The sequence below is a fragment of the Roseicyclus persicicus genome, assembly GCF_012395815.1.
Lineage (GTDB): Bacteria > Pseudomonadota > Alphaproteobacteria > Rhodobacterales > Rhodobacteraceae > Roseicyclus > Roseicyclus persicicus.
Genome location: NZ_JAAZQQ010000003.1, coordinates 270,938 through 284,858 on the forward strand (window position 1 = coordinate 270,938; position 13,921 = coordinate 284,858).

At 72.8% G+C, this 13,921-nt stretch carries 8 protein-coding genes; 3 read left to right on the plus strand and 5 right to left on the minus strand.

Annotation, left to right across the window (positions count from 1 at the left end; genetic code table 11):
* Positions 1–13 precede the first annotated feature (13 nt).
* Together pbpC and HCU73_RS11175 are read right to left on the minus strand one after the other, a co-directional pair.
* Entirely contained in the window at positions 14–2,056 is a 2,043-nt protein-coding gene (pbpC, locus tag HCU73_RS11170; RefSeq protein ID WP_168623537.1) for a penicillin-binding protein 1C, read from the minus strand.
* Positions 2,053–7,458 carry an alpha-2-macroglobulin family protein gene (locus tag HCU73_RS11175; protein ID WP_168623538.1) on the minus strand — a complete coding sequence of 1,802 codons (5,406 nt, stop codon included), beginning with the start codon at positions 7,456–7,458 and terminating at the stop codon, positions 2,053–2,055. The genes pbpC and HCU73_RS11175 overlap by 4 nt, the downstream gene beginning before the upstream one ends.
* Before the next feature lie 153 nt (positions 7,459–7,611).
* Between HCU73_RS11175 and HCU73_RS11180 the strand changes: the two genes are divergently transcribed.
* A complete protein-coding gene (locus HCU73_RS11180; protein ID WP_168623539.1) occupies positions 7,612–9,729 on the plus strand; it encodes an ATP-binding protein in 2,118 nt (705 codons plus the stop codon).
* A gap of 30 nt (positions 9,730–9,759) precedes the next feature.
* On the opposite strand, the gene HCU73_RS11185 is transcribed toward HCU73_RS11180, so the two are convergent.
* Complete coding sequence (locus HCU73_RS11185) at positions 9,760–10,776, minus strand: asparaginase (RefSeq protein ID WP_168623540.1); 1,017 nt, start codon at positions 10,774–10,776, stop codon at positions 9,760–9,762.
* A 158-nt stretch (positions 10,777–10,934) separates the two neighbouring features.
* Between HCU73_RS11185 and HCU73_RS11190 the strand changes: the two genes are divergently transcribed.
* The gene (locus HCU73_RS11190) at positions 10,935–11,465 is read left to right on the plus strand and encodes an invasion associated locus B family protein (RefSeq protein WP_168623541.1); all 531 of its coding nucleotides are present in this window, start codon (positions 10,935–10,937) and stop codon (positions 11,463–11,465) included.
* 83 nt (positions 11,466–11,548) lie between these two features.
* On the plus strand, positions 11,549–12,733 hold the full coding sequence (rlmN, locus tag HCU73_RS11195) for a dual-specificity RNA methyltransferase RlmN (protein WP_168623542.1): 1,185 nt from the start codon (positions 11,549–11,551) through the stop codon (positions 12,731–12,733).
* Positions 12,734–12,833: 100 nt separating this feature from the next.
* Here rlmN and HCU73_RS11200 read toward each other — a convergent pair whose 3' ends face one another.
* Together HCU73_RS11200 and HCU73_RS11205 are read right to left on the minus strand one after the other, a co-directional pair.
* Positions 12,834–13,019, minus strand: coding sequence for a hypothetical protein (locus HCU73_RS11200; RefSeq protein WP_168623543.1), 186 nt, complete (start codon positions 13,017–13,019; stop codon positions 12,834–12,836).
* A 148-nt stretch (positions 13,020–13,167) separates the two neighbouring features.
* Positions 13,168–13,764 (minus strand): L,D-transpeptidase, encoded by a 597-nt coding sequence (locus HCU73_RS11205; RefSeq protein WP_168623544.1) that lies wholly within the window; start codon positions 13,762–13,764, stop codon positions 13,168–13,170.
* Positions 13,765–13,921 lie beyond the last annotated feature (157 nt).

Here is a 13,921-nt window from a genome sequence, read left to right on the forward strand (position 1 = left end):
TTTTCCGACCCCCCTACGGCGCCGCGATCTCGACCCCAACCCGCGCCGCGCGCCCCTCGGCGTCGATCACCGTCAGCTCGCCGAAGCCCAGGCCCGGCGTCTCCAGCATCACCTCCCGGTCGCGCGCGCCCGTCACCAGCGGCGCGCCGTTCCACAGCCAGGTGAAGGGCGGCGCCCCCTCGGCCACGCGGGCCACCACTGGCAGGCCCGGGTCGTAGGCCAGCACCACGCCGTCGGGCGGAAACGCGATCTCGGGGCCGGTTTCCGCGGCGGTCGCGCCGAATCGCTGCAGCGGCGGGGGCAGCGCGCTCCACCCCACGGTCAGGGCGCCCGGCGGCGGGCCCGGGCGCGGCGTCATCGGCACGCCCAGCTGCGCGAAGGCCTCGAACAGCACCGGCGCCGAGACCTCGGCCCCGAAGGACCCCGGCACCGCCGCCCCATCGGCCCGGCCCATCCAGACGCCCACCACGTGCCGCCCGTCGTAGCCGAAGGCCCAGGCGTCGCGGTGGCCGTAGCTGGTGCCGGTCTTGTAGGCGAGCCGGACGCGCGGCGCGGTGGCCGGCGGCGGCACGCCCCCCAGCACGTCGCCGAGATACCAGGCCGCGACCGGGCCGATCACCCGCTGTCCCTCGGCCATCGGGTCGTCGGCGTGCCAACGCAGCCGCACCGCGGTGCCGCCGCGCGCCAGCGCCGCGTAGAGGCCCATCAGGTCCTCCATCCGCGTGCCGATCCCGCCCAGCGCGATCGCCAGCCCCGCGCCGGCCTCGCCCTCGGGCAGGGTCACCTCCATCCCCGCCCGCCGCATCGCCGACAGCATCTGCGCCGGCCCCAGCGCGTCCAGCAGCGCGACGGCTGGGATGTTGAGCGAAGCCTGCAGCGCCTCAGCCACGCTGATCTCGCCGCGGAAGGCGTTGTCGAAGTTCTGCGGCCGGTAGCCGCCGAAGCTGGTCGGCCGGTCCGCGATCCGTGTCTCGGGATGGACGAGGCCCGCGTCGAAGGCGAGCCCGTAGATCAGCGGCTTCAGCGCCGATCCGGGCGAGCGCACGGCCCGCGTCATGTCGACGAAGCCCTCGCGCCCGGTGTCGGTGAAATCGGGCGAGCCGACCGAGGCGAGGATCTCGCCGCTGCGGTGGTCCAGCACCATGATCGCGGCACTCATCCGCGCGCCCTGCCCCTCGGCGGCGCGGGCGGCAAGGCGCTCCATCCGCGCCTGCAGGTCGCGGTCGAGGGTCAGGCGGTGCAGCCCCTGAGTCGGCCGCTCGGTGCGGATGCGGTCGGCGAGGTGGGCGGCCAGCGCCGGGAAGGCCTGCCGTTCGGTCGGGATCGGCGCGGCGCGGGCCCAGGCGACCTCGGCCTCGGTCAGCGCGGTGAAGCGCACGGCGCGGTCGAGCACGCGGTCGCGGGCGATGCGGGCGGCCTCGGGAAAGCGGTCGGGCCGGCGCGAGGCGGGCGCCTGCGGCAGCGCCACCAGCAGCGCCGATTGCGCGGCGGTCAGGCGGTCGGGTTCCACCCCGAACCAGGTCAGCGTCGCCGCGCGCAGCCCCTCGATGTTGCCGCCGTAGGGCGCGAGGTGGAGGTAGAGCGTCAGGATCTCGTCCTTGGACAGCCGCCGTTCCAGCGCCAGCGCCAGCCGGATCTGCCGGATCTTGCCGTCGAGCCGCCCGGTCCCCGACGCCTCCAGCAGCCGGGCCACCTGCATGGTCAGGGTCGAGCCGCCCGACACGACGCGGCCCGTGGTCGCCGCCTGCCAGGCCGCCCGGACGAAGGCGCGCGGGTCGATGCCGTTGTGGCTCCAGAACCGCCGATCCTCGTAGGCGACCAGCATCTCGATGAAGCCGGGGTCGACGCCGTCGAGGCTGACCGCGAGGCGCCAGCGCCCGTCCTCGACCGTGTAGGCGCGCAGGAGGTCGCCGTTGCGGTCCAGCACCTCCACCCCGGTTTCCAGCACCAGCGGGGGGATCTCGGTCTCGTCGATCCAGCGGTCGAGCCAGAGCACCGCGCCGACCGTAAAGATGGCCGCGATCAGCGCCAGCGTGCCGGCGATCTGGCGGATCATTCCGTCACGACGACCCGGCCCGAGGCGGTCTGGGCCCGGTAGGCGGGGCGGTACATGTCCTCGACGCCGGCGGCGGGGTGGTGGAAGCTGCCGGGCGTGACCGCGCGCACGATGTAGGCCAGCCGCAGCGGATCCTGCGACCGGCTGTCGATGGCGGCGAGGAAGCGGTCCTGCCGGAACTCGGTGTGCTCGGCCCAGGCGGTCAGGTCGATGCCCTGCAGCCCGCGCACGTCGCCCGAGGCGAGCAGGTTGGGGTTGTCGATCTCGAAGCCCGCCGGCAGCGGGTCGGTGACCATCAGCCGCCCCTCGGGCGCGCCGAGCGGCGTGACGGTCAGCAGCACCACCATCCGCGTGCCCTGCCGCACGGTGGCCGGGTCGGCCGGCGCGCCCTCGAGCGTCAGGTAGTCCCGGTCGATCCGGTAGCGGTTGCCGAACTGCTCCGTCCCGCCCTCGGGCAGGCCGAAGCGGGTCAGCGTCAGCACCTCCTCGCGCGGGCCGGTGTTGGTGACGGTGCGGGTGGTCGTGTCGCCCGCCCGCAGCGCCTCGACCAGCGGGCCGCTGACCGGGGCGCCATCCAGCATCAGCCCCTCGGCGGCGGGATTGTCGATGAGGGCGTGGGCGGCCAGCAGCGTCCACACCGCCTCCTGCGTCGAGACCGCGTCGGCCGGCGCGGCCAGCAGCGCCGCCGGATCGGGCAGCGTGTCGGACCCCGCCGCGGCGGCCAGCGCCACCAGCCCCGCGGCGTCGCGCGCCGGCGTGCCGTAGTCGACGCGCCACAGCTCCGGCTCGGGCGCGGCGCGCAGCCGGGCAAAGCCCGCCCGGAACATCGCGTCGGCGCGCGGCTGGTCCCCGTACATCGCCAGCGCCGCGCCCAGCTGCCCCAGCGCCAGCGGCGTGGCGAAGCTGTCGGCCTTGACGTCGGCGTAGTAGCGCAGGTCGCCCATGCTGGCCTGCCCCTCGCGGGCCAGCACCATCAGCGCATAGGCCAGCCCCTCGCCGCCGTTCTCGAAATCGCCGTGGGCCGCGACCTCGTTCGCCAGGTTGTCGAGCGCCAGCCGGAACGGGATCGCCGGCACCGTGTGCCCCTCGGCCCGCGCGCGGCTCAGGAAATCGGTGACATAGGCGTCGAGCCAGAGGTCGCCGCCGCCGGCGCGCCACAGGCCGAAGCTGCCGTTGCCGGCCTGGTTCACCAGCACCTGCCCGATGGCGTCGTCGATCCGCGCGGACAGGTCGCCCGCGGTGCCGAGGTCCAGCGCCTCGGCGACCGAGGACAGGTAGAGGAGCGGCATCGCCTGGCTGGTGACCTGCTCGGTGCAGCCCCAGGGGTAGGCGTCGAGCCGCGCCAGCAGCCCCGCCGCGTCGAACCGCGCCAGCGGCCCCGCGGCCAGCATCGCCCGGCCCGTGCCGGCGCGGGTGCCGGCGAAGACCTGCGCGTCGAGGGTGAAGGACTGCCCGGGCGCCAGCGCGATGCGCGAGGTTTCCGCGATCTCGGGGTCGTTCACCTGCACCGGCAGGGACAGCTCGCGGGTGAGCACGCGACCGTCGGGCAGCGTGGCCGCCACCGTCACGCGCTCCACGTCGGTGCCGTCCAGCGCCGTCACCGGCAGGCTCAGCCGCGCGGTTTCCTGCGCGCCCAGCATCACGGGCGCGGGCGTGCCGCCCAGCGACAGGCCCCCGGTCGTGGTGACGGCCAGCGCCACCTCGCCCACCGGCCCCTCGGCGTGGGTCAGTTCCAGCAGCATCCGCCCGGTGTCGCCGGGCGACAGGAAGCGCGGCAGGCTGGCGGTGACGACGACCGGGTCGCGCACCAGCACGTCGCCCGACGCCTGCCCAACCCCGGTCTCGGACCAAGCGACCGCCATGACGCGCACCGTGCCGTTGAAGGCGGGCAGGTCGAAGCTGACGCGCGCGGTGCCGTCGGCACCCACGGTGACGGGGCCGGAGAACTCGGCCAGCAGCTCCTCGGTCGGCGGGGGCGCCTGCATCCGCAGCCCCGCGCCGCCGTCGCCGCCCTGCCGGATGCGCCCCTCGGCGCCGTCGCGGGCGTCGATCAGGCGGCCGTAGACATCGCGGAAGGCGACGCCCAGCCGGCGCTGGCCGAAGAAATAGCCCTGCGGGTCGGGCGCGTCGAAGCCGGTGAGGTTGAGGATGCCGAGGTCGACCGCGGCGAGGGTGGCGTAGACCGTCTCCCCCTCCCGCGCGCCGTCGACGCGCAGCACCACCTCCAGCGGGCCGCGCGGCTGGGCGGTCGCGGGCAGGTCCAGCGCGGCGGCCAGCGCCCGGGCGCCCGGCGCGACGGTGGCATGGGCAAGGCCCAGCGCGCGGGCGGGCACTGGGCCCGACACCGCCGACAGCGGCCGGATCAGGGTGGCGGTGACATAGGCGCCGCTGCCCCAGTCGGCGGTGACGGGCAGGGCGATTTCGGTGGGGTCGTCACCGATCTCGACCATCTGCATCGCGATAAGCCGATCCGAGACCACCTGCACCAGCGCCAGCCCGCCCTGCCGCGGCACGATCCGCAGCATGGCGGTGTCGCCCGCGGCGTAGCTGTCGGCGTCGAGCGAGACCTCGAGCACGTCCGGCGTGTCGGTGCCCTCGGTCGCCCCGTACCAGCCGGCGGCAAAGCCGACCGACGACAGGGCATGGCCGCCCTCGTCCGTCTCGACCCTCAGTTCGTAGTCGCCCCAATCCAGCGGAACCGACAGGTCCACGGGCTCGGTGCCCAGCACGGCGGTGCCCTCGGCCACGCGGGACCGCGTCGTCACCGGCTCCCACGACCAGTTGCCGTTCTGCTGGTACCACTGGTAGCGCCGGTCGACCCGGTTCACCGTCCAGCGCACCGGCAGCGCGGTGGCGTTCACCGCGATCAGCCGGAACCCGGCCTCGGCGCCCTCGGGCAGCACGTCGTCGAATAGCGGGCGGATGCCGATCAGGGGCGCCTCGGGCATCACGGGCCGCGTGATGCGGCGCTCCACCGGGCGGCCGGAGCCTTCGGTGATGGTGGCCGTGACCGTCATCAGCCCCGGCTGCGGCGCGCCCTGCAGCGCCGGCACCTCGACCCGCACCGATCCTGCCCCTACGGCATCACTGCGCAGCGCGCCGAGGCCCGCGAAGGCGGCCTCCGGCGCGGCATCGTGGCGGCCGAAGCTGTAGCCGGGAAAGGCATCGAGCGTGGACACGGGGCGCAGCGCCACCTGCCCCTCGACGGCTAGGTCGGCGGCGGGCGCGCCGAACAGGTAATCGGCCTGCAGCGTCAGGATCGGCCGGTCGCCGGGGGCGAAGGGGCCCGCGTCCATGTCCAGCACCAGGTCCAGCCGCTCGGGCAGGAAATCCTCGACCAGCACGCTGGTCTCGGCCAGGGCGGGGGCGTCGGGGTCGGCGTGGAGCGCCAGCCGCCAGGTCCCGCGCGGCACCTGGGTGCCGATGGGGAGCGAAAAGGCATAGCCGCCCGCGCCGGCCTCGGTCACGAGGGTGCGGCTGTATTCCACCCCGTCCGCGCGGGACAGGATCGCGGTCAGGGGCAGGCCGGTGACCGCCTGCGCCTGCGGGTCGCGGGCCAGCGCGGTGGCGTGGATCACCTCGCCCGCGCGGTAGGCGCCGCGCTCGGTGGTCAGGAACACGTCGACGGGGTTCGCCGGCGCGCGGCCCTCGACGCCGCGGTCGCTCAGGTCGAACTCGGCCTCGCGCAGCGACAGGAAGGCGAAATCCGTCTCGCCGTCGCGCACCGACACCAGCGCCGGCGCCGCGCCGCCGGTGCCGCGGGCAAGCCCGGCCTCGAACCGCGCATACCCGTCCGCGTCGGTCACCGTCTCGGCCAGCACCCGGTTCGATTCGGAGACCAGCGCCACCGTCACGCCCGGGCGCGGCCCGGCATCGGCCAGACCCCGCACCACGACATGCACGCCGTCGCTGCCGGTCAGCACCGACAGCCCGAGGTCGCTGACCAGGAACCACTGTGTCGCCGGCACGCCGTCCGTGCCGGCACCCTCGACCCGCGCCTCGAGCGCGTAGAGCCCAGGCGGCAGCCCCTCCAGCACCGCGTCCATGGGCAGCCGGGTGGTCACCGCGCGGTTCTGTTCGCGGGCGATCTCGGCCGTGCCCTCCCAGACCCGCTCGGCGATGTCGCGTTCGAGGAAATCGAACTGCCAGGCCCGCAGCGGCTGGCCGAAATAGTCCTCCTGCAGGCTGCGCAGGATGTTGCGGTCGGATACCGCGTAGAGGGTCAACTCCACCGTGTCGGCGTTCACGCCCACGATGGGCAGCGCCCCGCCGGCGCTTGCGGCAAGGATGTAGGCGCGGCCCTCGAAGCGCACCGAGGGCGCGCGGTCGCGCACGTATTGCCGGATCGGGACGGGGCGCTGCAGCACCTCACCCGAGGCGGCGGGCAGGCCAGCGCGCAACGTCACCTCGTAGCGCGCCCCGTGCTGCACGCCCGCGATGCAGAGCTGCCGGTCCTCGGCCTCGACGCTGAGGCCGGTGTCGGTGGTCTGGACGAAATCCGACCAGATCACCCCGCCGGCGGCGAGCGGTTCCGAGAACACCGCGCAGATGCGGGGGAAGTCGGTCTCGCCGTCCACCTGCGTCTCGACCACGCGGAACCCGAAAAGGCCCACCAGCCGGTCGAGCGCCGCGGCGCGGTCGGCGGTGCCGGCCTCGACCATGGCGAGCCGCAGCGCCGGGATGGCGTCGCCCCCGCGCTCGGCCCGTTCCAGCGCCTGGGCCAGCACGTCGAGCGCGGCGGCCAGCTCCGCCCCCGGCGCGGCGCGCAGGCCGGCGTTGACCGCCGCCGACAGGGCCGCGTTGGTCCGCTCCTGCCGTTCGGCCCAGCCACCGCCCTCGATCGCCAGCGTCAGCCGCGCGTGGTCGGCCCAGTCGGCGGCCGCGTCGGACCGCGTCACCGCCGCGCCCATCATCCGCGCGGCGCCCGCAAGGTTGCCCGCGGCCTCCTCGCGCGCGGCGGCCTCGCGCCAGGCCTCGGCGGTGAACTGGCCCGCGTAATGTGCCCGTCCCATGCCCAGCGCCTGTTCCCGCGCGGCGACGAGGTCGTCCTCGCGCAGGAACGCCAGCGCCGCCAGCCGCGCGTCGAGCCGGTCCAGCACCCCCGGCGCGACCGGCCGCATCTCGCCCGAGATGGCGTTCTGGTAGGCCACCGGCTCGGACAGGTCGGATTTCGGGAAACAGGCCCCGTTGCGCCCGTTGTAGGTAAAGCCCACGCAGTCGGGATCGGCCCGGCAGGCGGCCTCGCAGGCGCTGAGCGTGGTGTCGAAGATCGGCCTCAGGTCGCCGCCCGGGAAATCCACGTCGCGGGTCAGGGTCACGAAGCGGTCGGGGATCACGTCCTGTGCCGCGGCGGTCAGCGGCAGGCACAACAGGGCGGCCAGAATCGCGGAGGCGGTACGCATGGAACCCTCGTCTCGATACGGCACTCTCGATGGGCGAGTGTGCCAGTGGCGACACACCCTGTCCATGATTCCCCCGGTCAAGGCGGGTTAACCCCCTGTTCAGCCTGAGCTGCGAAGCTGTCCGCGAAAGACGGCCGGGGGCGGACGAACAGGATGAGCATCGCGGGCATCGACGACCGCCTGGCGCGGGAACGCCGCGCGCGGCTGCAGGCCGAACGCCTGCTCGCCCAGCGGTCCGAGGAACTGTATTCCGCCAACAAGAAGCTCGCCGAACACGCCCACGCCCTGTCGCACACCGTCATCGCCCAGCGCGAGGAGAACGCCGCCCTGATGGGCCGGTCCACCCGGACCGAGGCCGCGCTGGAGGTCGCCACCGAAAAGGCCGTGGTCGCCGAGCGCCGGCTCTGGGACGCGCTGACCGCGGTCGAGGACGGGTTCGCCATCTTCGACCGCGACTGGCGTCTCGTCGTCGCCAACCCGGCCTGGATCGGCGCCTTCGACGGCGTCACCGACGTCGCGCCCGGCGCCACCTATGAGGCCGTCCTGCGCATCGCGGTCGAGGAGGGGCTGGTCGACCTGCAGGGCGAGGCGCCCGACGACTGGGTCGACCGCATGATCGCCCGCTGGGAACGCCCGCAGATCCCGCAGACAGACATCCGCCTGTTCAACGGCGCCTATGTCCGCCTGATCGACAAGCGCACCCCCGACGGCGACATGGTCAGCCTCGCCGTCGACATCACCGACACCATCCGCCGCGAGCGCGAGCTGACCCGCGCCCGCGACGAGGCCGAGGCGGCGGCGCGGGCGAAATCCGCCTTCCTCGCCAACATGTCCCACGAGATCCGCACGCCGATGAACGGCGTCGTCTCGATGGCCGACCTGTTGCGCGACACCGACCTGACCGAGGAACAGCGCCTCTACGCCGACACCATCCGCACCTCGGGCGAGGCGCTGCTGGTCATCATCAACGACGTGCTGGACTACTCCAAGATCGACGCCGGCAAGCTGGTGCTGCACCCCGAGCCCTTCGACCTGCAGCAGCTGATCCTCGAGATTTTCCAGCTCATGCGCCCCGGCCTGCAGGGCAAGCCGCTGGACCTGCGGCTGGACTACGACCTGTTCCTGCCCGAACGCGTGGTGGGCGACCGCGGGCGGCTGAGGCAGGTGCTGACGAACCTGATCGGCAACGCGGTCAAGTTCACCGAGGCGGGGCATGTCACCGTGCATGTGGTCGGCGCGCCGCGGCCCACCCCGCCCGACACCGTTCCGATCCGCGTGGTGGTCGAGGACACCGGCATCGGCATCGCGCCCGAGATGCAGGCCCATGTCTTCGGCGAGTTCAACCAGGTCGAATCGGAGGCCAACCGCCGCTTCGACGGCACCGGCCTGGGGCTGGCCATCACCCGGCGGCTGATCGGGTTGATGGGGGGCGAGATCTGGCTCGATTCGGTGCCGGGCGAGGGGTCGTCCTTCGGCTTCGCGGTCACGCTCGGCGCCGCGCCGGGGGAGGAGGGCGCGCCCGTCGCCCCGCTGCCGCCCGAGCGCGCCACGGTCTGGGCCATCACCGGCGGCCGGCCCCTGCCGGCCACGGTCGAGGGCCACCTGCGCCGCCTGCGCGCCCGGCTGGCCGAGACCGAGGGGCCCGGGGGCGGCCCCGCCGACCCCTCGGCGGTGATCCTGCTGGGCGGGGCCGATCCGGGGGCGCTGCGCGACGGCGGGTTCACCGGACCGATCCTCTGCCTCTGCCCCGCGGCGCGGGCGCGCGACCTGCCCCCCGGGGTGGTCCCGATCCGGCCCGACCTGCCGCTGGCCGAGCTGCGCGCCGCGCTCCTGTCCGACCCGGTGCCGCCGCCCCGGACCCGCCTGCGCGTGCTGGCGGCCGAGGACAACCGCACCAACCAGCTGGTGTTCCGCACGATGCTCAAGGGCCTCGACCTTGACCTGACGCTGGTCGAGAACGGCGCCCAGCTGGTCGCGGCGGTCGAGGCCGGGGCGCCGGACCTCGTGTTCACCGACATCTCCATGCCCGAGATGGACGGGCTCGAGGCCGCCCGCCGGATCCGCGCCCGCGAGGCCGCGCTGGGCCTGCCCCGCCTGCCGCTGGTCGCGATGACCGCCCACGCGATGGACGGCGACCGCGACCGCGTGCTGGCCGCCGGGATCGACGGCTACCTGACCAAGCCGCTCAAGAAGGCCGAACTGCTGGAAATGCTGCGGACCCACGCCCCCGAGGGGCGCGCGCCGGGGTCCGTTGCGACACCGCCGCCCTAGGCCGGGGGTGCCCCGACCGGGCCCGCCCGCCTACAGCCGCGGCTGCCACCCCGTCAGCGCCTCGGTCAGCCGGTAGCCGCCCGTCACCGTGCCCCGCACGTTGCGGATCGGCCCGGACAGGTAGCCCTGCGCCACCGGGTCGGCGCGGTCGAGCAGGCCCAGCTTGCACAGGATCTCGGTCACCACGGCCTCGGAGGCGCGCGTCGCGCCGTCGGCGATCTTGACCGCCACGCCGATCCGGTGCTCGGGCACGATGGCGGCGAACACCGCCTCGGCCCCGGTCTTGATCGCCGCGCGCGGGCCCATGACCTCCATCAGCCGGGTGCAGGCCCGGCCCTCGCCCGCGACCAGCAGCGGGTGCGCCATCATCGCGCCGCGCAGCCGCACCATCGCCGACTGCCGCGCATCGGCGCCGTCCCGCGCCGCGGCGAACTGCGACAGGGCGCGCGCGAAGCCCTTGAGGCTCGACGCGAAGTTCGGGGCCGAGCAGCCGTCGATGCCGTAACCGGGGCTGGTCTCGTCGGTCAGCTCCTCCCAGGCGGCGAGGACGGCGCGCTGCACCGGGTGGGCGGGGTCGACGTACTCGGGCCCGGCCTTGAGGTGTTTCGTCAGGGTCAGGAAGCCCGAATGCTTGCCCGAGCAGTTGTTGTGCCTTTGCCCCGCCGCGCACTTGCTGCAGACCAGCGCGTCGCGCGTCGGCTCGTGGTAGGGCAGATGCGCCCCGCAGCGCAGCGCGTCCTCGGTCAGCCCCAGCGCGGACAGCCAGTCCGTCACCATGCCGGTGTGCACGGGCATTCCCGAATGCGACGCGCAGGCCAGCGCCAGCTGCGCGTCGGTCAGGCCGTGGGCGTCGGCGGCGCCGCTTTCGACCAGCGGCAGGGCCTGGATCATCTTGGAGGACGACCGCGGCAGCATCGGCCGGTCGATGTCGCCCAGGGCCCAGATCAGCCCAGCATCGGCGTGCCAGACCGCGACATGGCCGCGGTGCTCGCTCTCGCAGATGTCCCCGCGCCAGACCTCGACCAGCCGCTCCGCCGTTCCGACCATGCTCCGCTCCCTTCACGTCCCGGCGATTTTCCGCCACCGGGGCTTTTGCTGCACGGCGGTTTCCTCTAGTGTCTCTGTGGATAAGGTTTGCCGCCCAGACGTTACCTGAACCAAAAACCGGGCGCAGACCAGAGGCAGAAAGGGCGGAGGCTCTGGACATGAAACACTGGCTTGTCGGTGCCCTGGTGGGGACGGCGCTGGCCGTGGCCGGCGGCATGGCGTCGGCTCAGGAAGAATCGACCAACCGCGTGAACGCCGAGACGGACTGGTCCGTCTTCGTCGAGGACAACCCGACCCAGTGCTGGGTCGTGTCGACCCCGCGCGAGACCGTGAACACCCGCGACGGCCGCGTCGTGTCGGTGCGCCGCGGCGAGATCCTGATGTTCGTCAGCTTCTGGCCCGGGCAGGAGCGGATGGGCGAAGTGTCGTTCACCGGCGGCTATCCCTTCGCCGACGGGTCCACCGTGACGATGCAGATCGGCGACGCGACCTTCGAGCTGTTCACCGAGGGCGAGATGGCCTGGGCCGCCTCGCCGCAGGACGACCAGCGCATCATCACCGCGATGAAGCGCGGCGCCGACGCGGTGCTGACGGCGCGCTCGGCGCGGGGCACGCAGACGCAGGACACCTTCTCGCTGATGGGCTTCACCGCCGCCGTCGAGGACGCCGAGGCGCGCTGCGGCAGCTGACCCGGGGCCGGACGGCGCGCAAAACCCTTTGCGCGGGGGCGGCGATGCCTATATCTGCCCCCAGTTCACCAAGGATTGCGCCCATGACCGCCTCTGCGCCCGTCACGCAGGATGTCCTGACCATTCCGCGCAAGCTGCCCGAGGGGCCGGTCAACCTGATCGGCCTGACGCGCGAGGCCATGCGCGACGCGCTGATCGCCGCCGGCACGCCGGAAAAGCAGGCGAAGATGCGGGTCAGCCAGATCTGGCAGTGGATCTATGTCTGGGGCGTCCGCGACTTCGACGCGATGACGAACCTGGCGAAATCCTACCGCGCCGAGCTCAAGGACCGCTTCGTGATCGAGGTGCCCGAGATGGTGCGCCGCGACGTCTCGGCCGACGGGACGCGGAAATACCTGGTGCGGATCGCCGGCGGCCACGAGGTCGAGGTGGTCTACATCCCCGAGGAGGACCGCGGGACGCTGTGCATCTCCTCCCAGGTGGGCTGCACGCTGACCTGTTCCTTCTGCCACACCGGCACGCAGAAGCTGGTGCGCAACCTGACCGCGGGCGAGATCGTGGGCCAGGTGATGATGGCGCGCGACGATCTGGGCGAATGGCCGGAACCCGGCGAGGGCATGGGCGACCGGCCGCGGCTGATCTCCAACATCGTGCTGATGGGCATGGGCGAGCCGCTATACAATTTCGAGAACGTGCGCGACGCCATGAAGATCGCCATGGACGGCGAGGGGATTTCCCTGTCGCGCCGGCGGATCACCCTGTCGACCTCCGGCGTGGTGCCCGAGATCGCGCGCTGCGCCGACGAGATCGGCTGCATGTTGGCGGTGTCCTTCCACGCCACCACCGACGCGATCCGCGACAAGCTGGTGCCGATCAACAAGCGCTGGAACATCGCCACGCTGCTCGACGCGCTGCGGGCCTATCCCAAGGCCAGCAATTCCGAGCGGATCACCTTTGAATACGTGATGCTGAAGGGCGTGAACGATTCGGACGACGACGCGCGGCGGCTGGTCAAGCTGATCGCGGGCATCCCGGCCAAGATCAACCTGATCCCCTTCAACGAATGGCCAGGCGCCCCCTACGAGCGGTCGGACTGGGAGCGGATCGAGCGTTTCGCCGACATCGTCTACAAGGCGGGCTATGCCAGCCCCATCCGCACGCCCCGCGGCGAGGACATCATGGCCGCCTGCGGGCAGCTCAAGTCCGCCACCGAGCGGGAGCGCAAGTCGCGCGCCCAGATCGCGGCCGAGGCCGGTCTGCAGGAGTGATCCGGCGCGCCTCCGGCCAACCGCCGTTCGTGACCCCGGATACGAAAAAGGCGGCCCGAACCCGGGCCGCCTTTTCCTGAACTGGTCGACTGTCGTCGGATCAGTCGTTGGCAGCGACAGCTGCGGCGATCAGGATGAGCGCCAGGATCGGAACCAGGATGCCGCCGGCCGAGGAAGAGGTGTCTTCCACGATGACGACGGGCTCCACGACGGGTTCCACATAGCCGCCAGCGAACGCGCCAGTGGCGACGACCGACAGAGCAGCAGCGAGAGCGAGTTTCTTCATTGTATCCTCCAAGATACGCCCCTTTTCGCGCGACATGCGCAAGGTCAGGGCACCCAAGACTGTACCTCGTACGATTTGTTTAAGCAGCAATGCCATCCGATTGCAATGCGTCCGAAATCGCCCGAACCGCAGGATTGCCTGCATGTCGTCAAATAAGCAACACCTGCGTTCCGATGCGGGCGAGGCCGTAAAGCTCTGCGATGTGATGGTTGTAGAGGCCCACGCAGCCGTTGGACGACCGGCGCCCGATCTTGCGCGTGTCGTGGGTGCCGTGGATGCGGTAGAACTCCCAGCTGAGGTACAGGGCATGGGTCCCGAGCGGGTTGTCGGGGCCGGGCGGGACGTAGTCGGGCCACTCGGGATTGCGCTCGCGCATCGCCGGCGTCGGGCGCCAGTCGGGGCCTTCGACCTTGCGCACCACCTCGGTCCGGCCGAGGCGGGTCAGATCGTCGGACATCGGCACCGAGGTCGGGTACAGCCGGTAGACGCTGCGGTCCTCGCTCCAGAAATGCAGCGCGCGCGAGGTGATGTCGACCAGGATCGCGCCGTTCCGGGTGCTGTCGAAATAGGGCTGCCAGTCGAGCGTGCGAAAGCTCGAGATGTTGCGGCGGACGCCCTGGTCGAGGGGCGTCTCGAACTCGGTCGATCCGGGGGTCTCCTGCGCCAGGGCGGGGGCGGCCAGGCCGCCGGCCATGCCGGCCAGGAACGCGCGCCGGCCGATGCCGCCGCGGGTGGGTCTGCTCATGCGTCTGCCTCCTTGTCGCCGGGGGCTGGAATGACTGCCTCGCGCGACAGCCTACCACGACGGGGGCCCGATCCGACCGGCCGCTGAGTCGATTTGGCAACGAATGTGGTCAAATGGCCGCAGCCGCCCGGCGCCGCCATTGTCAACGAATCCGCAA